The sequence below is a fragment of the Ruficoccus sp. ZRK36 genome (genome assembly GCF_019603315.1).
Lineage (GTDB): Bacteria > Verrucomicrobiota > Verrucomicrobiia > Opitutales > Cerasicoccaceae > Ruficoccus.
The window spans coordinates 2,783,418-2,807,388 of sequence record NZ_CP080649.1 but is presented as its reverse complement, the minus strand read 5'-3'; the positions used below and the strand labels follow the sequence as shown (position 1 = coordinate 2,807,388).

Below are 23,971 nucleotides of genomic sequence, written 5' to 3'. Positions count from 1 at the left end.
CGTTAACGATACATGATCAAAATGCCCATCCCGACCTCTACCCGCCACGTATTTTCAGTAGGACTGCTCGCACTGGCCAGTTTCGCTTTTGGCGCCTGCACCCAGCAGACAAAACCCGCGCAGGACGCGCAGGATGATGCTTCAGCTTCAGTAAAGGCTGAGCCCGCACAAACCAAAACGACTTCTGCACCGAAAACGACTCCAGCGCCTGTGGCAACTCCGACTGCCACCACCACGGACGCTGCAGTCGCCCAGCCAGTCGAAAACCGTGAGCACCCTCGCCTGCTGCTGACTGACCAGCGCGTGGAGGAGATTCGCCAGCTCGCCAAGACGGACCCGCTGGTCGCCCGACAGATCGAAAAGCTGCGCGAGAATGCCGAGAAGTATCTTAAAGAGCCGCCCCTCTCGGACGCAGAGAGCCGCGCACAGCGCCTGAACATTGCGCGCGCGGTGCTTGGTCGCATCCTCACCTGGGGCATGATCTACCATATCGACGGCGACGAACGCTATGCCGAGCGTGCCCGTGAAGAGCTCTTGAACGCCTGCGCATTCACCGACTGGGCCCCCTACCAGTTCCTGGTCACAGCTGAGATGGGGACCGCCGTCGGCTTTGGCTACGACTGGTTTTATAACGAACTCTCGCCGGAGGATCGTGAAACCATCCACCAGGCGCTGATGGAAAAGTGCCTCGACTATGCCCCTGCCGCCTACGGCATGCCCGGTCAGGAAAAGCGCCCGAACTGGTCCGCAGTCGGTAACACCGACATTGCCCACAACAACTGGAACCAAGTCTGCAACGGCGGACTGCTCACTGCGGCCTTTGCCCTCCAGGATGAGGAGCCCGATATGCTCGAACTCGTCGTTGAAGGGGCGAGGAAAAGCCTGCCGCGCGCCATGGAATATTATGGTCCCGACGGCATCTGGCCGGAGAGCCCGACCTACATGAGCTATGGCGTAATGTATAATGCCCTGTGCATTGCACTGATGGAGGATCAGCTCGGCACCGACTTTGGCCTCTCCGAGATGGAGGGCTTCGACAAAAACAACGAATACCTGCGCTACATCTTCGGCCCCACCGGTGTCGCCTATACCTATGGTGACGGCGGCCCGACCAAGGACGCCGAGACAGGCGGCGGCGTCATGGCCGCATGGTTGATCAAGCACTTTGGCTACGATGAGTACATCTCGCTTTACCGCGAGCGCCTCGCGGACGCACAGTCCAAGCCGCTCGGGCGTTATTCCGCCAGCCTGCCGGTCGGTGCTGCTAACCGTTTCGCTGCCTTGCTGCCCCTCTGGATGCCTGAAGGAGATGGACAGGAAGAGGCCGGCCTTCTCGAAGAACTTCCCCTCAATGTCCACAAGCGTGGTGTCGCCGACCTGGTCTTCCTTCGCAGTTCCTGGGATGACCCGGATGCCGTCTGGGTCGCCATGAAGGCCGGGCTCAACGGTTTTGCCCATGCGCACCTTGACCTGGGTTCATTTGTGATGGAGGCCGAGGGCGTGCGCTGGGGCGTGGATCTGGGCTCGGGTAAGTATTCCCTGCCCGGCTACTGGGATCGCGTCCCCGGCGGCAAGCGTTGGAGCTACTTCCGCATGACCAACCTCAGCCATAACACAGCCGGACCCGGTGACCAGATCCAGAAAGAAGACGCCACCGCACCGGTAATCGGCTTTTTCGACGAGCCCGGCTTCGCCGCTGCGGTCGTGGACATGAGTGAAGTCTTTCCCGGTACCGCCGAGAAAATCCTGCGCGGCATCGCCCTCATCGATGACCAGCAAGTCCTCGTGCAGGACGAGTGGGTCCAGCCTTCCGGTAAAGATCCGCTGGTCTGGCGCATGATGACCAGTGCCACCGTCATGCTCTCTAATGATAAGCGTAGCGCCCAGCTGATTTACGACGGCAAGCAGTTGACCGCACGCATTGTCGAGCCGGCCAATGCCACCTTTGACATTCTGTCGGCGACCCCACCCACCAAGCAGGAGCACCAGAACTCAGGCTACCGCGTGCTGACGGCTACCGTCCCGGCCTCGACCCGTGACATGACCCTGGCCGTGCTGCTGGTCCCCGGTGGTGGCGATGGTGAGGAGCCGGAGATTCTCCCGCTCGAAGACTGGGAATCGTACACGGATTAGTCAGCCTGGAGACATCTCAAGGGAGCGAGTAATGAGCGCAAGCGAGCAGAAATCCAACGGTCAGAAGCCTATCTCAGAGGAGAGCTGCTTGCACGCTCCTTACTTGACGCTCCCCGCCGGGCTCCCTGTAATTGAGCACGTGAACCCCGACAGCAACCGTCGCCCCACGCAGATGGATGTAGCACGCATCGCCAAGGTGCATCGCTCGACGGTCTCACTCGCACTCAAGCGGCACCCGAACATAGCGCCGGAGACCTGTGACCGGATCAAGAAAATCGCCGAGGACATCGGCTACCTTCCCGATCCGATGCTGACTGCGCTCTCTGTTTACCGCTACAAGAAGCAGGATGCCGCCTTTCAGGGGACGCTCGCCTGGCTGGCCACCACAACCCCGCAGTTTCAGTGGAAGAACTTCATCTATAAACGCTTCTACGAAGCGGCCAGAGACCAGGCTCGGACCCACGGCTATGGAATCGAAATCTTTGACCTAGGCGAAAAGGGCCTCACCGCGAGCCGGCTCGGGCAGATCCTGCGTTCGCGAAACATTCAGGGTATTCTGGTGTGCCCTCAGCCCAACCCGCACATGGAGATCGATTTTCCGTGGGAGCATTTCGCCGCAATCACCTTCGGTTTTTCCCTGAAAAAACCGCAGCTGCACACCGTTGCCGCTTCTCAGTATAATGGCGCCGTCACGGTGATTCGCAAGCTCCACGCCGCCGGGCATGAACGCATCGGCTATCTGGCCATCCACGATGACCGCATGAACAACAACATGCTCGCCGGGTATCTCTCCGAGAGTTTCATCGTCAACAAAGCGATCCCCCTGCCCCCGCTGCACCCCACCGACTGCCATCCGAAAAAGATCGCTCAGTGGTACGAACGCTACCGCCCTACCGCAATCCTGGGGCCACCCGACATCGAAGAGCGTGCCCGCGAAGCTGGCTTGCCTGTCGATGAGCTAACCCTCGCCTGCGCCTTTCTGCCACACCGGCAGTGGGATCTATCCGGTATTTATGAAGATGCCGAGCAGATCGGCCGCGTTGCCGCAGACAATCTCGTCTCGATGATTCATCAGGGCGAGCGTGGTATCCCAACCTCTCCCCGCATCACGTTGGTGGAAGGCAAATGGCTGGAAAACCGTCCCCTCAACCTCCGCCCGCAGGAACCGGCTCGTAAGCGCCCTGCCCGCAAAAAGCCACAAGCGGTCTCCTAGACGCTACTCGGTTCGATTGCGGAACATCCATGCCGCCAGCGGCAAGGTCACACACGCGATCAGGATCATGGGCCAGATTTGCGGCCACACCTGAGGCAGGTCTGCCCCTTGCAGGAATATGTCCCTGAGCGCATGCACCGCGTAGCGTAACGGATTGACGAGCGTCACCGTCTGCAGCCACTCGGGCATGTTCGAGACCGGCGTGGCGAAGCCCGACAGAATCACCGACGGCATGATAAACGTAAAAGCCCCGAGCAGCCCCTGCTGCATCGTCAGCGAGAGGGAGGAGATCAACAGCCCCACTCCTACGATGGAGACAAAGAAAACCAGTAGCGCTGGCACCAGGGCCATAAACGTCCCCCGGAAGGGCACATCAAACCAATAGATCGCCCCCAGCGATAGCAGCAACCCATCCAGCAGCCCAAAGGCTATCCCCGGTACGGACTTACCGACGAGGATTTCCCACGGTCGAAACGGCGCCACCATGAGTTGGTCAAAGGTGCCAAACTCGCGTTCGCGTGCCACGGAGAGACTGGCCAGCAGCAGCACGATAACCATCCCAATCGTGGCCGCCAGCGCCGATACGATAAACCAGCGGCTCAACAGGTTCGAGTTGTACCAGGCGCGGTCCACCAGCCGTACCGTTTCCGGCATGGCCGAGGCACCCCACGGGTCCCGGTTAAACGCCTCCACGATCTCCCCCGCATAGCCGATAGCGACGGTAGCGACGTTCGAGTTGCGCCCATCCCCAATGATCTGCACCTGCGCCGGACGCCCCGCCGCCAAATCCCTTTCAAAGCTCTGCCCGATATGAATGATCAGAGCGACCTTCCTCGCATCGATCATCGCATCGAACTGCTGCGGGGATTGCAGCACATCGGTCAGCTCAAAGGCATCGCTCCCGTCAAAGGCGGCCAGCAGCGTCCGCGAAGCCGCTGAGCGGGATTCGTCGAGGTAGGCATAGCGCACATGCGACACGTCAAAGGTCGCCGCATAGCCGAAAAGAAAAAACTGCAGAATCGGCGGGCTGATCACCACCATGCGGCTTTTCGGGTCGCGCAGGATGAGCATAAACTCCTTCAGGATCAGGGTCCACAGACGTCGCAGGGCGGTCTTCATCGCTTAATCCTCAGGCTGAGGTTCTTGCGGGCCAGGACAAAAAAGAGCACGCCAAAGAATGACAGCGCGAGCAAGGCCGGGCCGACCACGGACCAGACGTCTCCGGCCAGGAAAAGCGTCTGGCAGATCGACACGAAATAACGCGCGGGCACCAGATAGCTGAGCGCCTGGACAAAATCCGGCGTGCTATGCAGGTCGAAGATCAGTCCCGACAGGAAGAAGGCCGGGAGGAAGCCGATAATCATCGAAAGCTGTGCCGCCACAAACTGTACCCGCACCCGCGCCGACAACGCCAGCCCCAGACCAAGCGCTGCGAGCAGGAAGACGCTGCTGCAAAGTGTCAGCAGCCAGAACGAGCCGCGCAGCGGCACTCCGAATACAAAGATGCCTCCGGCCACCGATAGAAAGAAACCGAGCATGCCGAGCACGAAGTACGGCAGCGTCTTCCCGATCAGAAATTCATAGACCCGCAGCGGTGTGGCCAGAATGGCCTCCAGTGTGCCGCGTTCGCTTTCACGGGCGATAATGAGCGCCGTGAGCAGCGTCCCCGTCACGGTCATGATAATCACGATCAGGCCCGGCACGAGAAAGTTGCGGCTCTCGCTGGCGGCATTAAACCACAGGCGCGCGTTGACCACGGCCCCGCTCTGCGCCACCGGCGTACCCCAGGAGGCTCGCTTCTGCGTCCATACGCCCAGTGTCGCCCCGACATAGCCGCGCACGATATTGGCACGGTTGGCGTCCACGCCGTTGAGCAGGAGCTGCACCGGAGCGGTCTCGCCACGGGCGACCCGGCGGTCAAAATCACTTTGCAGATGGATGATGCCGTCCACCCGCCCGGTCTCGACCAGTTGCTGCGCCTCATGCAGCGAGGCACACGTCGTCAGCACATAGTAAGAGTTACCCTCAAAGGAACCCCGCAGATCCCGCGAGGCTTCCGAGGGACTGTCATCCACCCAGGCCAGCGGGACATTGACCGGGTTGAGCGATACGCCGTAGCCGAGCAGGACGAGCAGCAAGATCGGCAGCACCAGCGCCAGCAGGATGCTGCTCGGGTCACGACGGATCTGCAGCGCCTCCTTACGCAGGAAACCACGTAAGCGCAGGAGGTGTGCTTTGTTAAAGCCCTTGTTCATTCGCCGGCCTCCTCCTGAGCCCGGCGGGCCAGCACCACAAAGGCGTCCTCGATCGTGGGATCGGTGTGCTCATCTGAGCGGACCAGCTCACGGATTTCGGCGGGACGCCCGTGTGCCAGCTCAGTCCCACGGGACATGATAATCATCCGGTCGCAGTACTCGGCCTCTTCCATGAAGTGCGTGGTCACGAGGACGGTCACCCCCTGCTGGGCAAAGCCGTTGATACGCAGCCAGAACTCCCGCCGCGCCAACGGGTCTGCACCCGAGGTCGGCTCGTCGAGAAAAAGGATGTCCGGGTCATGCAGCATGGCCGTAGCCATCGCCAGACGCTGCCGGTAGCCACCGGGCAGGTCTTCTGCGTCGTCGCGTCGCCGGTCTTTGAGGTCAAACTCCTCCAGTGCCCAGTCGATACGCTCACGCAGCCGCCGCCCGTGCAGCCCATAGGCCTGACCGTAAAACTTCAGGTTCGTGAGCACCGAGAGCTGTCGATAGAGCGAAAACTGCTGCGCCATGTAGCCTAGACGGGAGCGCGCCTCACTGGGTGAGTGCCGCAGGTCTCGCCCCGCGATGAGCACCTCTCCCTCACTCACACGCATAAGCCCGCAGAGCATGCGAAAGGTCGTGGTCTTGCCCGCGCCATTGGGGCCGAGCAAGCCGAAGACCTCCCCCGGCGCCACACTGAAGTTGATCCCCTGCACCGCTGCGAAGTCCCCGAAACGCTTGACCAGGTCCTTTACTACGATGGCTGGTTTACGCTCGGCATTGGCAGCACTCTGCGTCTCTGGATCGGCCTCGGGGATATGAATCTCGTGGTGCCGCGCCAACGCCATAAAGGCATCCTCAAAGTTCGGCACGCCCTCCTCCATCTCCGAGGTAAGCGGCCCAGTCTGGCCCGTTTCAAGGCATTCCCGGCCTGCTTCAGCCTTCAGCACACACCTCACGCGGCCGGAGCGGATCGTGGCATCGATGACGCCCTCCGCGCGCATGGCGGCAGACTGAAGCGTCCGCGGGTTGATCTCCGCAGCGGGATTCAAAACAAAGACGCGCCCGGCTACCTGCCGATGGAAATGCTCCGGCGGCCCGACATCGACCACCTGCCCACGCTCCAGCATAAAAACCTGCTGGCAGCGGTCCACCTCATCCAGATAAGCGGTGGCCAGCAGCACACCGATTCCGTCCTCGTTAACCAGTTGGTAAACGATGTCCCACAGCTCGCGCCGGGATACCGGATCGACGCCCACCGTCGGCTCATCGAGCAGGAGCAGGCCGGGGCTTTTGATCAGCGAGCAGGACAGCCCGAGTTTTTGCTTCATGCCGCCGGAGAGTTTGCCCGCCAGCCGTCCGGTATAGGGGCGCAGTCCGCTCATCGCGAGCAGCTTCTCAAAGCGTTCCTCCCGCAGCCCGCCGTCTACCCCCTGCAGGTCTGCGTACAGCTCCAGATTTTCGCGCACGGTGAGGTCCTGATAAAGCCCGAACTGCTGCGGCATGTAGCCGATCTTCCCGCGTATCTCCAGCGGATCACGCTCGGCATCCAGCCCCAGCACCGACACGGTGCCACTCTCGGGCACCAACAGCCCCGCCGCCAGCCGGATAAGCGTGGTCTTACCCGCGCCGTCGGGACCGGCCAGTCCCGTCACCCGCCCGGCCAGCACGTCCAGGGAGATCGCGTCAACCGCAGGCGGCCCGTCCTTGGCGAAGCGCTTCGTCACCCCCCGGTACTCCAGGACGGCTTTGCCCGGTTCACTCATAATAAAACAAAAGCCATTCCCGGCGCTTAGCGACGGGTGCCCTCCCCCGCCGAGGCGAGATCAACCGTCACCGGCATGCCAAGCCGCAGGCGGTTTTCGTCATCCTCGACCCAGACGCGTACCTCATAGACGAGCTTTGTCCGCAGCTCCTCGGTCTCTACCGTCTTCGGCGTAAACTCCGCCACCGGCGAGATAAAGCCGACCGTGCCGGCGAAAGACTGCCTCGGCCAGGAATCGGAAAAAACCTTCACCTTCTGGCCCGGCTGCACTTGTCCCAACAAGGGCTCCGGCAGGTAGGCACGGACCCACTTGCGGGCATTCAGAGCGAGCGAAAGTACCGGCGTGGCAGGCGTGGCCATCTGGCCGGGCTCGCCGTATCGAGTTTCAATGACACCGTCCTCCGGCGCATACAGAACTGTGTCGCGCACGCGAATCTCCAAAAGCGCGACCGCATCCTCCAGCGCACCCAGACGGGCGCGGGCTTCATCGATCACCTCCTGTCGCGGCCCCTCCACCGCGAGGTCGAGCGTCTGCTCACGAGCAATCAGGTCCGCCTCCGCTTCATCGAGCAGCGCCTTAATGCGGTCAAACTCCCGCTGGCTGCTGGCCCCGGTCTTCGCGGTTTTCTCGACCCGGCTAAAGTCGTTTTTGGCCTTATCCAGTCGTACCTGTGCCGCTGCCATGTCTGCGCGAGCACGTTCTATCTCCTGCGGACGGGAGCCATTCTCAAGACGATTAACCACAGCCTGTTGAGTGGCCACCTGCGCACGGGCCTCGGAGAGCTGGGCTTCCAGCCGCTCGGCCCGCAGCTTGGCCAGGGGTTGACCGGCCTGTACCGGGTCACCCTCATCGACCAGCATTTCGGTGATGAGCTCGGACTCGTTAAAGGCCAGACGCGAGATGCGGATGTCCACGTTACCGTATATCCGGTGCTCGTTTTCAGCGTCGCTCGTGGCAAAGGGCTTCCAGATCCAGAGCCCCACACCAATACCGGCGAGCACGAGAACGGCGAGAATGGGTTTAATCTTCATGGTCGGTGTCGTCAGAAGTTTTTTCGGTAAGGCTCAGGTGGGCGTTGGCGGGTACGGTCTCCAGCGGGCGCATCTGATCGAGCGCGGCCCAGCCCCCGCCGAGCGCGCGGTAGAGGTAAACGGTCTGCACAAAGGTCTGCTGCCGGGCGACGAGCACGGAGTCCTCGATCTCAACCAGCTGCCGCTGCGAATCCGTCAGCTCGAATAGATCTGTCATCCCGGCATCGTAACGCTCCTGCGTCTGCTCGACAGTCAGCGCTGCGGCATCGTAGGCGTCGCGCATATGTCCATAGCGGGCCTCGGCCTTGACCACGCCGGTGGCAGCATCCTCGACCTCCCGCACCGCCGTGACGAGCGTCTGCTCGAGCTTCCAGCGGGCGGCATCAGCCTCGGATTTGCGCACCGCGATATTACTGGTGATGCGCCCCCCCTCAAAGATCGGGAGCTGCAGGGTCGGCCCAATCGAGTAGATAAACGACTCGGGACTGAAATAGTTAGCAGCATCATCCGCCTGCAGGGTAAAGGAACCGGCGATCGTCAGGCGGGGGAAACGCTCCGCCTCGGCTGAGCCGATACGCGCGATAGCGGCCGCATAGCCCTGCTCGGCTTCGAGCACGTCGGGGCGCCTCACCAGAAGTTGTGCGGGCAGGCCCAGGCCGTTGATTTCCGGCAGTGTCAGTTCGTCCGCACCGGTCCCGATCAGGCCGTCCTGCGGGAGTTCTCCCAAAAGCGCGGCAAGGCGGTTTTCCGCCTGCGAGCGAGCCTGCTCCAGGCGGGGCCGCTCAGCACGGGTGCGCTCCAGGAGCCGTCGCGCCTGAGATACATCAAGCAGCCGCCCCTCTCCGCTGTCATAGCGCTCCTCGGTCAGCTCCAGAGTTTTCAGCTGCAGCTCGATATTTTGCTCCAGTGCGGCCAGTCGCTCATCCAGTGTCCGCACATCGATGTAGGCCAGCGCCGTCTCGGCGGCCAGCGCAACAGCCGCCGCATGGTAAGCATTGCGGGCCGCCTCGATGTCGGCATCGGCCGATTCAACCAAGCGGGCGACGCGCCCCCACAGGTCCACCTCCCAGGCGGCGATAGCACCGGCCCCGAAAAGCTCGCCATGCATGCCGGGGGGCGGGCCGTTAAAAGTCGCGGACTTCTTCCCGGCACCGGCGGCCGTATAGGATGCCTCGGCATCGAGGCTGGGCAGTCGCTCGGCATTGACGACGCCTCGCCGCGCATAAGCGGCCTGCACATTCGCCGCCGCCTGCGCCAGCTCGAAGTTTCCCGCCATCGCGACCTGCACAAGGCGGTCCAGCTCCGGGTCCTCGAAGCGCTCCCACCAGCGCGTCTCCGGCCTCACCGCCTCCGTGGAAAGATACTCCTCCTGAGTCTGTCCGCGCCAGTCCATCGACGTGCCGGGCGCTGGCTCGACCCCATCATAGTCGGGGCCGACCATGCAGCCGCCAATCAGCAGAGCCGAAAAGGCACTGGCGAGCGGGAGCAGAAAGCGTGTTTTTTGCATTGGAAATATCACGCGATTAAGTTAAACGTTCGTATTATATAAGAAGGCGGCAAAGGCATAAGTCAAACAATCGTATGAAAAAAAGTCCACGAAAATCCCCCACTCCCCGCACGCTTCCCCGGCGTGAGGACGGGATGGAAACGCGGGCCCGCCTGATGCGCGCCGCAGGGATGATTTTCGCCCAGGAGGGCTATCAGGCAGCGAGCCTGCGCGCGATCTGCCAGAGCGCGAACGCCAACCTTGGGGCGGTACGCTACTACTTCGGCGGTAAGGAGGCCCTCTACCGTGAGACCCTTTTCAGCACCTACCGTGACCTGACGGAGCGCGGCTCAATCGCCGACATGGACGTATCCGGCCCACCCGACGAAGCCCTGCGATTGTTCACCCGCAGCTTCATCGTTTCGCTGATGCAGCGCCGCCGGGACTACCCCTATCTGCCCGCCATGATGATGCGCGAGCTCGCCCTGCCCACCAATGTTTTTGACGAACTCGTGCGGGAGGTCTTTCTGCCTATCCGCCTAAAACTCTCCGGCATCGTAGGTCGTCTGCTCGAAAAAAAAGCCCCCACTGCGCAGATCGAGGAAACCGCTAACCGCATCGTACTGCTGGTCATCCAGTTCGCCCTCTGCCGTCCGCTCCTGGAGCGCTTCCCCGGCAAAATCCCCGAGAAGCCTGCCGAGATCGAGGCCATGGCCGAGCGCGTCTTTACCTTTATCATGCACGGGATCAATCCCCGCCCCTGACGACAACCAGCCTTTGATCGCGGCGCCTCTCCTCACCTGGTCGGAGGCGCTTAATCCGAAATCGGAATCGCGATGTTCCAGGTGTGCTTCGCCTCATAGAAGCCACCGGGGCCGTCTGCCGCCGCCGCAAAGAGACAAACGGGCTGGTTGTTCTCATCGAACAGGAGCTGCGGGCGCTCCAGGCTGCCCAGTCGCATCCGGCTCCCGTCGGCGTAGGCGATATCGCGGGAGTAAGCCTTGGGGGAATCCGCGAGCTGCCACTCCAGCCCATCGGGGGAGATCATATGTACCCCGGCATGCAGCTCACCGGTCAAGCCACCGAGCATGTCCTTGGCGAGCATCTCGTAGCGATCCCCCGACCACCACACAAAGGGGTCCTCGACAAAGTCTCCGTTCTCGAAGTGCAACACCGGCTCATCTGACAGACGACGATAGGGACCCTTATAGCTGTCAGCTCCGGCCACACCGATTGCGAGTCCCTCGGGTGTATTGGCACGGTAGTACAGCAGCACCCCACCGTCCGGGCGAATGACCGGAGCGGGGTTTGTCACGATGGCGTGGTCCCATTTACCGGGCCGCACATCCAGGACAGGTTCAGAGCGGACCTCCCACGGACCATTGACAGAGCGGGCAGTCGCCAGCCCGATACGGATATTGGCATAGCTTTCCTCGCACATCTCCTCCGTATCCGCTGCGCCGTCCGGACGTGAATAGGTCGAGGCGATGTAGTACAGCAGATAGGTGTCGCCCTGCTTGCGAATGGTCGGGTTGTGGGCCATCCGGCCATCCCAGGCATCCGCTGCCGTGCAGGGGAGAATCTTTTCCACAAAGGTATAGGGGCCGCTCGGCGTATCCGCGACCGCGTGGACGATCTCCGAGTGCAGGATATAGCCGGAGAACATCGGAAACTCCTGCGACCAGCGGGACGCGAACAGGTGATAGCGCCCGTCCTCACCCTGAATGGCCGAGCCGCACCAGACCCAGTAACCGGGCATCCGAAAGCCGCCCTCCACGGGCACGGGCTGGAGCCGCTTGTAGAATGTCAGTTCATCAGACCGGGGGCTGGAGTTCATCCCGCGTAACCTGTCATCAGCCCCCTGGCAAACAACGGAAAAGCTGTGCAATTCATTGCGCATTACGCTACAAATCACGCTATGCGACAGTGCGCACGACTAAGATGTTGTTCACGGCGTCCGACGCACCATGCTTAGAAACCTGACTTTTCCTGTGCCCCATACGAGGCATATCCAAACCCGTTGCATCCTGAACCTGATCCCGGATAAATACCGCCGCCCCAATCACTTTAATCTCCATGGATAAAAACCAGTACTTTGCTTACCGTTCTTTTTGGCCGGAGCCAGAGGGCCACCGCCGCTTCGCAGATACCGGAGGCGATACGGTCTGTTTCTTCGCCGGAAACACCACCAACTCCCTTGCTGAACCGTACTGCAAATATGCCCCGTCCTGGCACTTCACCATGTCGGGCATACAGGGCCAGTACGAGTTCTCGCCGGTCGATCAGCAGATTGCCGACCTCACCGCCAACTGCCCCGGCAGCCGCCTGATCTGCATGGTGGACCTGAATACTCCGGAGTGGCTCTCCCGTCACAAGCTCAAGTGCGACAGCTTTAATCAACTCGGTCGCCTCACCTCAGACCCTGCCTGGCGCGAAACAACCGCCGCCTACATGGAGGCGCTCATTCGCCATATCGAGACCAACCACCCCGGCCGCGTCACCGCCTATGTGCTCGCCTGTGGCGGCACCTGCGAGTGGTACGACAACTCCAACCTCTCCGAAAGCCGCTCACGCACCAAGGCCTGGAACGAATACCAGACCCAACAGGGCAAGCCTGCCGAGGACATCCCTGGCCTCAATGCGCGCACGCATGTCTCCTTTGACGGGCTCCTGCGCGACCCGCAGACCGACGGCACCACGCTCGAATACATCGGCTGGTGCGCGGACGAGATCTCCGACGCGATTGAGTATTTTTTGAAAAAAGCCCGCGCCTGCGTCAGCGACAAGACCGAGCTGGGCGTCTTCTTCGGCTACCCGCTCGTACTGCAGGACTGGCGCGTGATCGTCGGTAACAACGACTGCCGCCGCCTGCTCGCCTGCGAGGAGCTGGACTTCCTCATCTCCCCGCAGGGGGGCTTCGCCTTTATCGGCATGGGCAGCGGCGACCTCGGGCCGACAGAGAGCATCCGCCTGCACGGCAAGGGCTATCTGCGCGAGTGCGACCAGCAGACCCACACCAGTAACCTCGCCATGTCGGAGTACGCGGTCTTTGACAAACGCACCTGGGACACGGAGGAAAAGGCCGTGGCCGGGCTCAAGCGTGAGTTGGCAAACTCCCTGCTTAAGCGCACCTCTCTCTGGTGGTTCGACATGTGGGGAGGCTACTACGAAACGCCTGACATCCTCGGCACACTCGCCAAATCCCGGGAAATCTACGCCACGCATATTTCGGACCCCGTCGTCGATACCGCCGAGATCGCCCTCATCATCGACCCCGAGAGCATCTACTACCTCAACCAGCACGACTCGCGGGTAAAGTGGTTCTATAATGAAACAAAGCGGGCCCTTGACTGTATCGGAGCACCCTGGGAGTGCTATCACTTTGACGACATCCCCGCGATCCCGAACCGCGAGCGTATCAAGTTCTGGATACTGCCCGCCATCTTCGAGATGACGGAGGATAAACTGGAAATCCTGCGCCAATATGTGCAGACATCCGGCACCGGCTCTCTGTATCTGTACGCCCCCGGAATCAGCGATGGCGAAAGCCTCGACCCTGAACGCGTGGCGCAGATATGCGGCACCCCATGGGGCACCCCCGGCGCGACAACCGTCGAGCGTGACGGACACCGCCTGACCTACGTCCACCAGGGCGAGGAACTGACCTCCGCCGTCCTCAAGCAGGCTGCCGCCGCCAGCGGTGTGCACTTATATTGCGAGCAGGAGCAGCCCGTCTACGCCAACAGCCGATTCGTCGCGGTGCATACCGCCGAGGGCGGACGTCAGCGCATCGCTCTCCCCTCCCCCTGCAACCGGGCGACGGAGCTGTTCACCGGACAAACGATCGAGATCGGCGGCGACAGCTTCGAGTACACGTTTAAAAAACCCGACACGGCACTGTTTAAACTGGAAAGCTAAGCACATCGACCACGGAAAAGGCCGCCACAATCGTGGCTTTACGTGAACGCAGGCTTACTCTGCGCTCGCCGGTGCGGACTGCTGCGCATCGTAAACGGCCGGCCGCTCCATCTCTTTTGCCGGAATCAACGTCGGCCCATCGACCCACCTGAAGTAAGTCTGGATCGAGACGGGTGAGGCTGGCACCCCGAACTGGTTATGGTGGAGCTTATGGACCAGGTGGTAGGCAGCCTGCTCGCCCATCATCTGGGCATTCAGGACGATACCGGCATGCTCCGGTGAGACCGGGTCTGCGTTCAGATTGACGAGCCCGATCTGGCGCGGCACATCCAGGCCCAATGTATCCATACACTTTCGCACCTCCGACATAATGCGGTTAGAGGTGATGACGACCTCGGGCTGTGCCCGCAGTAGCCAGTCATGGATAGCAGCCTCCTCCCCCTCGGGGCCGACGATCAGGGGCTCAATCAATACCAGACGATTGTCCCGGCGCACATGGTACTCGTACGCCGCCACGAGCAGGCCCTCGTTTCGCTCATGGACAGCGTGGCTGAGCACGATGCCGACACGGCGGTGGCCGTAGTTCGCGCACTGCTTGAGCACCTGCACGACGGACTGGAAGCTATCGGGCACGATACGGTCGAAGCGAGGATGCAAAAAGGTATACTCCAGCGCGACCGTAGCGTACTTATCCCAATCCAGCTCAAACGAACCGTGGGCCTCGGGCAGGGGCGCGAGAATGACCCCGAGGATATTGCGATAGGTCAGTATCTGGTTGAGCCGCTTGGGTGAAAGCGAGGAGCCGATGGTGAAGACCTCGACCTTGAAGCCGCTGGCCGTGGCCGCCTTTTTCACACCTTTGAAATGGTCGGTGACGTGAGTCTCTTCACGCAGGACGTAGGCCAGCGTCGTCGGCGTCTTGTGCTGCGAGTGCTGGTGTCGCAGTGACGAAAGCGCCGTGAGAAGCGGATTCGGGCGATAGCCGAGTCGGTCCGCCACCTCCCTGACTTGCTCACGTACCTCCGCGCTGATGCGAGTGTCGCCCCTGAGCGCCCGAGACACGGTGGAGGGATGCACGCCTGCCAGGCGTGCCACATCAGCCATCGTCACTCCGACACTCGGGGTTTCTTCATCCATGAGAGAATACTCAACCAAGATAACCCAAACTGCACAATGCCGGAATGCACATGCGAAGCTTCTGAGGCGGCGATAAAAAGCCCCTTCCTCACCTCTCTGGACTCATCCCGAAAACAGGGCCATCGAAATCTTCCCCCTTGACAGGTGATGCCACGAGCCAGTTACTTACTCATGCTAGTATGCAGGGCAAACGCGTAACGCAACAAGATGTGGCCAAGGCCGCCGGCGTCCACAGGGCGACGGTTTCGCTCGCATTTAAGAACCACCCCAGCCTCCCCCAGGCTACCCGGGACCGCATCCAGAAGATCGCGGAGGAGATGGGGTACCGCCCCGATCCCGTGCTCTCTGCACTGTCTGCCTACCGCAGCAGCCTCCAGATCCGCAGCTTCCACGGTGTCATTGCGTGGCTCGCCATTAACGACGACAACATCAAGTACAACTGGCGAAATCTCCGAATCTTCACGCAGTACTACGAGGGTGCCAAGGAGCGGGCCGACAAATACGGCTACCAATTGGAAGTCTTTGAAATGACGCCCGACGAGATGAGCTTCCAGCGGATGGCGTCGATCCTCAAGGCCCGCAACGTTAATGGCATTCTGCTCTGTCCGCAGCCCCATGCCCACATGGTGCTCGACTTCAAGTGGGACGACTTTTCATTCATTACGTTCGGCTACACACTGATGGAGCCCAAGCTCCACACCGTGACCTCCACCCAGTACCGCTCGACCTGCATGGTCATGGAAAAGATGCACCAACGCGGGTACCGAAAGATCGCCTTTGCCTTTAGCCCGATCCACGACGAGCGCACCGACCACAATTTCCTGGCCGCCTATCTCGTGTGGCAGCAGAAAATCGGCGAAAAACCGATCATCATCGATTTTCAAACCAACAACGGCCCCCGGCTCAAAAGGCAGCTTGAGGAGCTGGCTGAAAACGGGAACAAGGTCGAGGCCATCGTCAGCGGCTCACATAATACGGCCCATATGCTGGAGCAAGTCGGTGTACGCGTCCCACAAGACGTCGCAATAGCCTGCCCGCTCATGGTAACAACGAACTCGTCCATGTCAGGCGTTTGCGAGGACGGGATCAATATCGGACGGGTCGCCGTCGATCACCTGACGAATATGATGCTGCGCGGCGAGCGCGGCATCCCCGAGCGTGCCCTGCGCATCCATGCCGAGGGGATATGGGCCGAGGGCAGAACCCTCCCTGACCTTCGTACCCCCAAAAAGAAGGCAAAGAAAAAACGCACAAAAGCCTCCTGACTAGCATGTGCGAGTAGGGGCGATCTTCACACTAAAGCGAGAGTCGCCTATATATTAGGTGTATGCAGAATCCATCTTCCCATGAAAACGCTGTTATGGCCGGGCCCGCAGGGCTGCAGCCGACATCGGTTTCCACGACTGAGCAACGGATTTTGCTGGTTATCAACGAGCAGGAATTCCTGAGTTTCCTGCCTGATGGCCTGCCAAAGGACTCTGCGAACGTATGCTGGAAGGTCCTCTTCTCCAACGAGATTGACAGGTCTGAATGGGCAGAAATCCTGAAGGATTTTGCACCGACGATCTTGATGACAGGCTGGTCGACTCCTGCGCTGACGGACGAGATCATCGAGAGCCCCTGGTTCCAGGTGAAATACATCTGTAACCTCACCGGATCAGTGCGCCGAGTCGTCCCCCAACTGGCCCTTGAAAAAGGCATTCTCGTCAGCAACTGGGGCACCTTGGCCAGCACACCGGTCGCAGAACACGCAATTTTGTTAACCCTTGCCAGCCTGCGTCAGATCACGCGCTGGAAGGATGTAGCCAGCAAGTCTTGCGAGGAATTCCATACCGCCAAGCGCAGCCTGAACACCATGAGTCTGAGCGGCCGAAGCCTCGGCTTGCACGGATTTGGCAAGGTCGCCCGCGAGATCGTTCGGCTGCTGCAGAGCTACAATCTCTCCATCAGCTGCTATTCATCTGGTGTACCGCATGCGCTCATGGAGGAGCATGGCGTCGAGCCTTGCGAGAGCCTGGAAGAGCTTTTCAGCGGTAAAGATATTATCATCGAATGCGAGGCACTGACGGAAAGCAGCCGCGGCTCCGTCACGGCGCACCACCTCAGCCTGCTGCCCGATAACGCCGTCTTCGTCAATGTTGGCCGTGGCCCAGTTGTGGACGAGCAGGCATTGATTAATGAAAGTAAAAACGGTCGCCTGCGCATCGCCCTTGACGTGCTCGACGCCGAGCCTCCCGGCACAGATTCCGAGCTACTCCGGTGCGACGACCTTATTATCTCCCCCCATATCGCCGGGCCTACACGCGACTGCTACATCGCCTGTGGCCAGCTTGCCTTGGAGAACATCGAGCGCTACCTGGCAGGGCAGCCCGTCGAGGCACGCATCGACATGACAACCTACCTTCGATCTACCTGACCCCCCTGCTTTCGCTTTATCCACCCCCTTCAGAAATATATCCCCTACGATCCCCTCACACTTTCAGGTCTTTTCACTGACTGAATAACCCCAACCAAAACACCCCATGAACAATACCCTGAAAACCCTGGCGCTTGTTGCCAGTTTCCTCCCCCCCTTAGCCGGCTCCGCCGCCGTCATGTTCGAAGATGATTTCAACGAATATGCGAACGGCCTGGAAATGATTGGAGCCTCGGGCACCCAGTGGGGCGCAAGTGCCAACAGCCAAACTGAATCCCCACTCCTGGATGTCTTTACCGTACTTGAAGACAGCAATGACTACTTCGGCGCTGGCACATCGAACAAGTATGTGGAAATGGCCGTCACCTCGACGATCAGCCAATATAGCATCGTGATGAGTGCGCATGATTTCTCGGAAACCAGTGTGACTGGACAAGTATCCTTTAAATTTTATGACCCGACGGATGCCTCCAGTATTGGCTCTGGCTGGGCTCTGCGTATCGGTGACGGCTACGCCGGGAACGGCAACACTTGCTTTGGAATTATCCTGAACGAAGGTGTGCTTTCCGCAGGCTCCGGTACCGGCGTCAATAAAGGTGTTACGCTCACGAACTACTCTATGGATACGGCCCATACGGTTACCATCGTGTACAACAACTCTGCAAGCAGCTTCGACTACTCAAGCAAATCCGTCGCCAGCAAAACCATGGACGTCTACCTCGACGGTATCCTGATCGGTGATGACGTCGCAGGCAGCGGTGGGCACGGGGTTTCAACCGATCCGATCGAAGACCCACTGACCTACGATAATATCTCCAACATCAACTTTACGTCCAAATCCTACAGCGACTTTCAAGATACGCTGAACATCGACGATGTGATAGTCAGCACGGATATCTCGATCCCCGAGCCCTCCACCAGCGCCTTCCTCATCGGCATCTCCGTCCTCCTGGTCACCTTTCTGCGCCGCCGCCTCAAAGGCGCGCGCCGCTAAGATGCGCACCCACGCACCTAGATAATAAAGCTAACCAAAACACCCCCAAATACCCATGAATCATAAACTTACCGCACTTATCCTGTCGACCAGCCTGTTTGCCCCCCTCATCGGCTCAGCCGCGGTCGTATTCGAAGACAACTTCAATGAGTACGCTGCTGGCTCGGACCTGGACGGGCTTTCGGGCTCCGAATGGAACGTCTATAACAACACGGAAACCGAAACAGACGTCTTCACCGTCCAGCAAGACACGGCGAACTACTTTGGCCAGGGTACATCCAGTAACTACATGCGCATGGCGATTACGAACGAGATTGTGCAAAAGTCTACTGCCGTCTCCTCCAAGTCCTTCACGGAGAATACGTTAACCGGTCAGGTATCCTATCGCTTCTACGATCCGACGGATGCCTCCAGCACCGGTGACGGCTGGGCCATTCGTATCGGTCCCGGCTCAGGTAATGGCGTTACCTCCTTTTCACTGATCATGGACGAGGGCTCATTATACGCTGGGACAGGTACTAGCGTTGGTAAAGGAGACGTCTTGCTCAGCTATGACATGGATACGGCCTACACCGTCACGATCGTCTTCAACAACTCAGCCGACACGATCAGCTATGCCGGAGGTAGTATAGCCTCCAAGACGATGGATGTTTACGTCGACGGCGTGCGTGTCGGGACGAATCTCGCTGGCTCTGGGACAGAAGGCACAACCTCCACCTCCCACGAAAACATCGCCAGCGTGAACTTCACCTCCAAATCCTGGAACGCCTTCGCAGACACGCTCTACATCGACGATGTGGAGGTTAGTACGGACATCTCGATCCCCGAGCCCTCCACCAGCGCCTTCCTAATCGGCATGTCGGTTCTCCTGATCACGTTCCTGCGCCGCCGCCTCAAAGGCGCGCGCAGCTAGGACACTCCGCGTAACTTCATAAAATAGCCAACCCTAATACCTCACGACCCCAAGACATACATTATGAATCACGTAATCACCACACTGGCGCTCAGCGCCGGTCTCCTGACTCCGATTCTGGGCAGCGCTGCTGTCTTGTTTGAGGACAACTTCAACGAATACGCGAATGGCTTGGACCTCATCACTGCCCCCGACACCGAATGGAACGCATACGCCTCTGAAAACCCAAATTACGGCACAGGAACGCTGCCTGACGCATTCTCTGTCATAGAAGATTCGGGGAATCTCTTCGGCTCCGGCACGTCCAATAAATTCATGAAGATGGCAGTGACCCAAACCGTAGAGAAATACAATATTAACTCCTCCGCAAACGCTTTTACAAGTAGCACACTCACCGGCCAGGTTGATTTCCGCTTTGTGGACCCGACGGATGCAGCAAGCACTGGCTATGGCTGGGCTGTGCGAATCGGATATGGCAATGGGAACGACAAAACCTCATTTGCCATTATTTTAGATGAAGGGAAGCTGCATACAGGCGTTGGAGCTAGTATCGGTAACGGCGATGTGCTCTCCACCTACTCGATGGACACAGCCTATGCCGTGACGATTGTCTTCAACAACTCTGCGGACAGCATGATCTATGCTGGCGGAAGCGTCGCATCTAAAACCATGGACGTCTATCTTGACGGGGTCCTCATTGGTAATGATGTGCCCGGCAGTGGTGGCGAGGGATTTTCAAGCGATCCGATCGATGACCCTGTTACCTACACGAACATCGCTAATATCAACTTCACTGCTAAGGCCTACAGCCCCTTCCAGGATACGCTCTATATCGACGATGTGGAAGTCAACTCGGACATCTCGATCCCCGAGCCCTCCACCAGCGCCTTCCTCATCGGCATCTCCGTCCTTTTGGTCACCTTCCTGCGCCGCCGCCTCAAAGGCGCGCGCAGCTAGGACACTCCGCGTAACTTCATAAAATAGCCACCCCTAATACCTCACGACCCCAAGACATACATTATGAATCACGTAATCACCACACTGGCGCTCAGCGCCGGTCTCCTGACTCCGATTCTGGGCAGCGCTGCTGTCCTGTTTGAGGACAACTTCAACGAATACGCAAACGGCTTGGAGCTGATCGGTGCCACCGACACCGAATGGAACGCACAAGCCAGCGAAAACCCAACTTTCGGCACAGGTTCCCTGCCTGATACTTTCACTGTCGTAGAAGATACGGGAAATCTCTTCGGCTCCGGCACGTCCAATAAATTCATGGATATGGCGGTGACCCAGACCGTGGAGCGATACAATATTTCCGTATCCAGTAATAGTTTTACCGAGAGCACACTCACCGGCCAGATAGATTTCCGCTTTGTGGACCCGACGGATGCCGCAAGTGTCGGCTACGGTTGGGCACTACGTATCGGCTACGGTCTTGGAAATACCAAGACCTCCTTTTCGCTAGTATTGAATGAAGGAAATCTGCACGCAGGCGTTGGAGCTAGCATCGGTAACGGCGATGTACTCTCCACCTACTCGATGGATACAGCCTATGCCGTGACGATTGTCTTCAACAACTCTGCAGACAGCATGAGCTATGCCGGCGGGAGCGTCGCATCTAAAACCATGGACGTCTATCTCGACGGAGTCCTCATCGGTGATGACGTACCCGGTAGTGGTGGCGATGGGGTTTCAGAAGACCCCGTTACCTACTCAAATATCGCAAATGTAAACTTCGCGGCTAAGTCATACAGCTCCTTCCAGGACGCGCTCTATATCGACGACATGAAAGTCAGCTCGGACATCTCGATCCCTGAGCCGGCCTCCAGCTCTGTGCTCGCCGGCATCGGTATCCTGATGCTCAGCTTCCTGTGGCGCCGCTTCAAGGGCAGCCGCCGCTAGTTTCATTTCTTCAAGGTACCCCAACAAGAAATCTTTTTCATCACAGCTACCACCTGAGCCCCAAGCTCAAGTCGATGCTGTGAGTTTTGGTTAGTATCGAGGAATAGGGGTATTCCTCAGCCAGTGCAGAGGGCGGACATCTAGGTGTCCGCCCTCCTTTTATAACCGATCCCACTTTCGCTGAAGCACAGCTATTGAACGATTCACATAATCTGGATCGTCACCCCGCTTGACTCGCCTTCCCCGCCGCGATACAACACGATAATCCGGGCACGAGTCACCCTCTGCTTGTCATAGATAAAGAGCAGGGAAAGGTATTCGCTCAGCCGGACCACTTTTCATAATCGTTAGTTAACGCCAACCCATGCTCAACAAACTGCCCTTCATGCGCGGCCTCGCCACCGCCTCTCTTTTCACGCTTCCGCTGATGGCCTTCATCAGCCCCTGCTCCGCCGCTGACCGATTCTCCGACCGCGATGCAGTGGAGTTCACGCCTCGGGAGGGATTGCCTAACTTTTTCAACAAGCTCGACAAGGGTGAAGAAGTCACCGTCGTCTACTTTGGAGGCAGCATCACCGCTCAGAACGGCTGGCGCGTACAGAGCGCAGAGTGGCTTCAAAAGGAGTACCCGGACGCCAAAATCGTGCCCGTCTCCGCCGCGATCGGAGGGACCGGCTCCGATGTCGGCGTCTTCCGCGCAGAGAACGATGCCCTCAGCCACCACCCGGACCTGCTCTTCGTGGAGTTCGCGGTCAACGACGCCAGCAAGCGCCGCGATAGTGTGATCAAGGCCATGGAAGGCATCGTCCGCAAGACCTGGGAAGCCAACCCCGAAACCGACATCTGCTTTGTCTATACCGTGACCAAATACGACAGCAAAGTGCTGGCCGAGGGCAAAGTGAAGACCTCGACTGCCGCCATGGAGGAAGTCGCTGACTACTACGGCATCCCCAGCATCCACTTCGGCATGAATGTGGCCAAGCTTGAGAAGGAAGGCAAACTGGTCATGGAGACCAAGGCCCCGATGACTCAAGTCTCCGGCGACGAGCTAAACGAAGCAGCCGAGCTGGCCACCGACGAGCAGGGGCGCATCATTTTCTCCAAGGATGGCGTCCACCCCTACCCCGAGACGGGCCATGTCCTCTACACCCAGGTGCTCACCCGCTGCCTGGAGGATATGAGTGGCGATGCCGGTGTGCTCAAGCACAGCCTGCAGGACAAGCCCCTCGACCCACAAAACTGGGAACAGGCTCAGCGGCTCTCGATCACGGATAACGAGTTGAGCGGCCCCTATGTTGACCTCACCGCACCGGGTGACGCCATGGCCAAGCGCTTCGCCGAGCGCCTCTCCCCCCTCTACCAGCTCGCACCTGGCTCTGAGCTGCACTTCAAATTTAAGGGCACCAAAGTCATGATCTACGATGTCATCGGGCCGCGTGGCGCGACGCTTGAGATCACCCTAGATGGCAAGTCCCGTAAAAAGGTCCGCATGGACGGCTACTGCACCTACGACCGCCTATCCATCCTAAGCATCGGCGACAACCTCAAGAACGAGGTCCACGAGGTCTCCATCCGTGTCCTGGACGAACCGCTGGACAAGCGAAACATCCTCTTCGAGCGTAACCGCGACAAGTACGACGCGAATCCCGCGCTCTATGCGGATAGCTTCTGGTACCCCGGCGCGATCTTCATCGTCGGCGAGATGGTCCCCTGAGCATGCCTCAAGGCAGTGGCAGCAGCGCGGGTGCTCTTAGAGCGACTCGACGCTGATCTGCGTATGCGTCCGCCAGGATTGCCCCGCCGCCAGAGAGAGCCAGCCCGACTCTTCCGCCGGGAGCGGGAGATTGGCGGCGTTGGCCATACAGGTCATCGGCTCGATGCAGAGCGCACGCAGGTCGTCCGGAGGAGCCCAGAGAAACCACTGGCCGAAGGCTTCGTCCACGGCGTAGACCACGCGCAGGTTTTCCTGCTCGAAGTCCAGCAAAGCCCCCCGAAAAGGCTGCCCGTCGCGCTGACCGGTAAGTGCGGGCGTGTGCACACTTACCGACGGCTCGATCACGTAGGGCAGCCCGCCCTCGCGCCAATACTCGGAGGCCTCCGGCCAGGGCAGATGCCGCAGACTCGGCAGGGTCTCGACCATTTCGTGACGGTAATCGGCAGCCGTCACGAAGAGCCGGGGCTGTGCGCCATCTGGGTTCGGTACGCGAAACGCGGTGTGATAGCCCAACCCGAAAGGCAGCGCCGGGCTGTCCGGTTCATCCAGATTTTCCAAGACCACCTCGTGCTCGACGCAATCCTCGCGAAAGAGATAGTGCTGGCTCAGGCGAAAACGATGCGGATACCCACCAAAGGTTTCACGCTTATCGTCATGCGTAAAGCTCAGGCGGACACGCAGGTCGTCAGTGTCGGCACTCGGCTCGTCGACCACCATCTCCCACGGCTCATGCAGGACGACGCCGTGGATGTGATTCCCGCGTGCGACATCATTAATCGGGAACGAGTAGCTACGCCCCTCGAACTCAAAACTCCCGCCGCTGATGCGGTTCGGAGGAAAAAGAACGGGCACGCCAAATCGCTCCGGCTGCGCAAAGAATGCTTCGCTACTCTCCGGGTAGTGAAGGATGTCCCGGTCGCGCGGCAGGTATTTCAGCCGGACGAGCTGGCCTCCGTGTTCAGGCGTAAATGTAGCTTCCCAGCAAGCGGTTTTGACGGTCGTATACATGTGAGTCGATAGGTAAGAAACAGCCGAAGATTGGCCTGTAACAGCACCGAATAGCCAATGGACAGCATCACTCTGAATCAATGCCAGAATCCCGAATCAGTCG

At 59.6% G+C, this 23,971-nt stretch carries 19 protein-coding genes; 11 read left to right on the top strand and 8 right to left on the bottom strand.

Annotation, left to right across the window (positions count from 1 at the left end; all coding sequences use genetic code 11):
- The first annotated feature begins 210 nt into the window (after positions 1-210).
- Together K0V07_RS12285 and K0V07_RS12280 are read left to right on the top strand one after the other, a co-directional pair.
- Positions 211-2,133 (top strand): heparinase II/III family protein, encoded by a 1,923-nt coding sequence (locus K0V07_RS12285; protein WP_220621687.1) that lies wholly within the window; start codon positions 211-213, stop codon positions 2,131-2,133.
- Between the two features lie 139 nt (positions 2,134-2,272).
- Positions 2,273-3,346: a LacI family DNA-binding transcriptional regulator gene (locus tag K0V07_RS12280; protein ID WP_220621686.1), complete on the top strand. Its 1,074-nt coding sequence runs from the start codon at positions 2,273-2,275 to the stop codon at positions 3,344-3,346.
- 3 nt (positions 3,347-3,349) lie between these two features.
- On the opposite strand, the gene K0V07_RS12275 is transcribed toward K0V07_RS12280, so the two are convergent.
- From K0V07_RS12275 to K0V07_RS12255, 5 genes are read right to left on the bottom strand one after another with little or no spacing between them, the layout of a single operon-like run.
- On the bottom strand, positions 3,350-4,465 hold the full coding sequence (locus tag K0V07_RS12275; protein WP_220621685.1) for an ABC transporter permease: 1,116 nt from the start codon (positions 4,463-4,465) through the stop codon (positions 3,350-3,352).
- Positions 4,462-5,601, bottom strand: a complete 1,140-nt coding sequence (locus tag K0V07_RS12270) for an ABC transporter permease (protein ID WP_220621684.1) — start codon at positions 5,599-5,601, stop codon at positions 4,462-4,464. Before K0V07_RS12270 ends, K0V07_RS12275 begins: the two co-directional genes overlap by 4 nt.
- Positions 5,598-7,349, bottom strand: coding sequence for an ATP-binding cassette domain-containing protein (locus K0V07_RS12265; protein WP_220621683.1), 1,752 nt, complete (start codon positions 7,347-7,349; stop codon positions 5,598-5,600). The genes K0V07_RS12270 and K0V07_RS12265 overlap by 4 nt, the downstream gene beginning before the upstream one ends.
- A gap of 26 nt (positions 7,350-7,375) precedes the next feature.
- Positions 7,376-8,380, bottom strand: coding sequence for an efflux RND transporter periplasmic adaptor subunit (locus K0V07_RS12260; RefSeq protein WP_220621682.1), 1,005 nt, complete (start codon positions 8,378-8,380; stop codon positions 7,376-7,378).
- The gene (locus K0V07_RS12255) at positions 8,370-9,887 is read right to left on the bottom strand and encodes an efflux transporter outer membrane subunit (RefSeq protein ID WP_220621681.1); all 1,518 of its coding nucleotides are present in this window, start codon (positions 9,885-9,887) and stop codon (positions 8,370-8,372) included. Before K0V07_RS12255 ends, K0V07_RS12260 begins: the two co-directional genes overlap by 11 nt.
- A 74-nt stretch (positions 9,888-9,961) precedes the next feature.
- Between K0V07_RS12255 and K0V07_RS12250 the strand changes: the two genes are divergently transcribed.
- Positions 9,962-10,630, top strand: coding sequence for a CerR family C-terminal domain-containing protein (locus K0V07_RS12250; protein ID WP_220621680.1), 669 nt, complete (start codon positions 9,962-9,964; stop codon positions 10,628-10,630).
- Positions 10,631-10,680: 50 nt separating this feature from the next.
- On the opposite strand, the gene K0V07_RS12245 is transcribed toward K0V07_RS12250, so the two are convergent.
- On the bottom strand, positions 10,681-11,703 hold the full coding sequence (locus K0V07_RS12245; RefSeq protein WP_220621679.1) for a glycoside hydrolase family protein: 1,023 nt from the start codon (positions 11,701-11,703) through the stop codon (positions 10,681-10,683).
- A gap of 239 nt (positions 11,704-11,942) precedes the next feature.
- On the opposite strand from K0V07_RS12245, the gene K0V07_RS12240 reads away from it, so the two are divergent.
- Complete coding sequence (locus K0V07_RS12240) at positions 11,943-13,784, top strand: hypothetical protein (protein WP_220621678.1); 1,842 nt, start codon at positions 11,943-11,945, stop codon at positions 13,782-13,784.
- A gap of 54 nt (positions 13,785-13,838) precedes the next feature.
- On the opposite strand, the gene K0V07_RS12235 is transcribed toward K0V07_RS12240, so the two are convergent.
- The gene (locus tag K0V07_RS12235) at positions 13,839-14,921 is read right to left on the bottom strand and encodes a LacI family DNA-binding transcriptional regulator (RefSeq protein WP_220621677.1); all 1,083 of its coding nucleotides are present in this window, start codon (positions 14,919-14,921) and stop codon (positions 13,839-13,841) included.
- A 209-nt stretch (positions 14,922-15,130) separates the two neighbouring features.
- Here K0V07_RS12235 and K0V07_RS12230 point away from each other — a divergent pair, with 209 nt between their 5' ends.
- The 7 genes from K0V07_RS12230 to K0V07_RS12200 all read left to right on the top strand — a co-directional run bounded on the left by K0V07_RS12230 (position 15,131) and on the right by K0V07_RS12200 (position 22,860).
- Entirely contained in the window at positions 15,131-16,186 is a 1,056-nt protein-coding gene (locus K0V07_RS12230) for a LacI family DNA-binding transcriptional regulator (RefSeq protein WP_220621676.1), read from the top strand.
- A 95-nt stretch (positions 16,187-16,281) separates the two neighbouring features.
- Positions 16,282-17,337: a hydroxyacid dehydrogenase gene (locus tag K0V07_RS12225; protein ID WP_220621675.1), complete on the top strand. Its 1,056-nt coding sequence runs from the start codon at positions 16,282-16,284 to the stop codon at positions 17,335-17,337.
- A 106-nt stretch (positions 17,338-17,443) separates the two neighbouring features.
- Positions 17,444-18,331: a hypothetical protein gene (locus K0V07_RS12220; protein ID WP_220621674.1), complete on the top strand. Its 888-nt coding sequence runs from the start codon at positions 17,444-17,446 to the stop codon at positions 18,329-18,331.
- A gap of 55 nt (positions 18,332-18,386) precedes the next feature.
- Positions 18,387-19,244 (top strand): hypothetical protein, encoded by an 858-nt coding sequence (locus K0V07_RS12215; RefSeq protein ID WP_220621673.1) that lies wholly within the window; start codon positions 18,387-18,389, stop codon positions 19,242-19,244.
- Positions 19,245-19,307: 63 nt separating this feature from the next.
- On the top strand, positions 19,308-20,201 hold the full coding sequence (locus tag K0V07_RS12210; RefSeq protein WP_220621672.1) for a hypothetical protein: 894 nt from the start codon (positions 19,308-19,310) through the stop codon (positions 20,199-20,201).
- A gap of 63 nt (positions 20,202-20,264) precedes the next feature.
- On the top strand, positions 20,265-21,146 hold the full coding sequence (locus K0V07_RS12205; RefSeq protein WP_220621671.1) for a hypothetical protein: 882 nt from the start codon (positions 20,265-20,267) through the stop codon (positions 21,144-21,146).
- A 364-nt stretch (positions 21,147-21,510) separates the two neighbouring features.
- A complete protein-coding gene (locus K0V07_RS12200) occupies positions 21,511-22,860 on the top strand; it encodes an SGNH/GDSL hydrolase family protein (RefSeq protein WP_220621670.1) in 1,350 nt (449 codons plus the stop codon).
- A 36-nt stretch (positions 22,861-22,896) separates the two neighbouring features.
- Here the strand turns inward: K0V07_RS12200 and K0V07_RS12195 are convergent, their stop codons facing one another.
- Complete coding sequence (locus K0V07_RS12195) at positions 22,897-23,868, bottom strand: hypothetical protein (RefSeq protein ID WP_220621669.1); 972 nt, start codon at positions 23,866-23,868, stop codon at positions 22,897-22,899.
- Between the last annotated feature and the right edge of the window lie 103 nt (positions 23,869-23,971).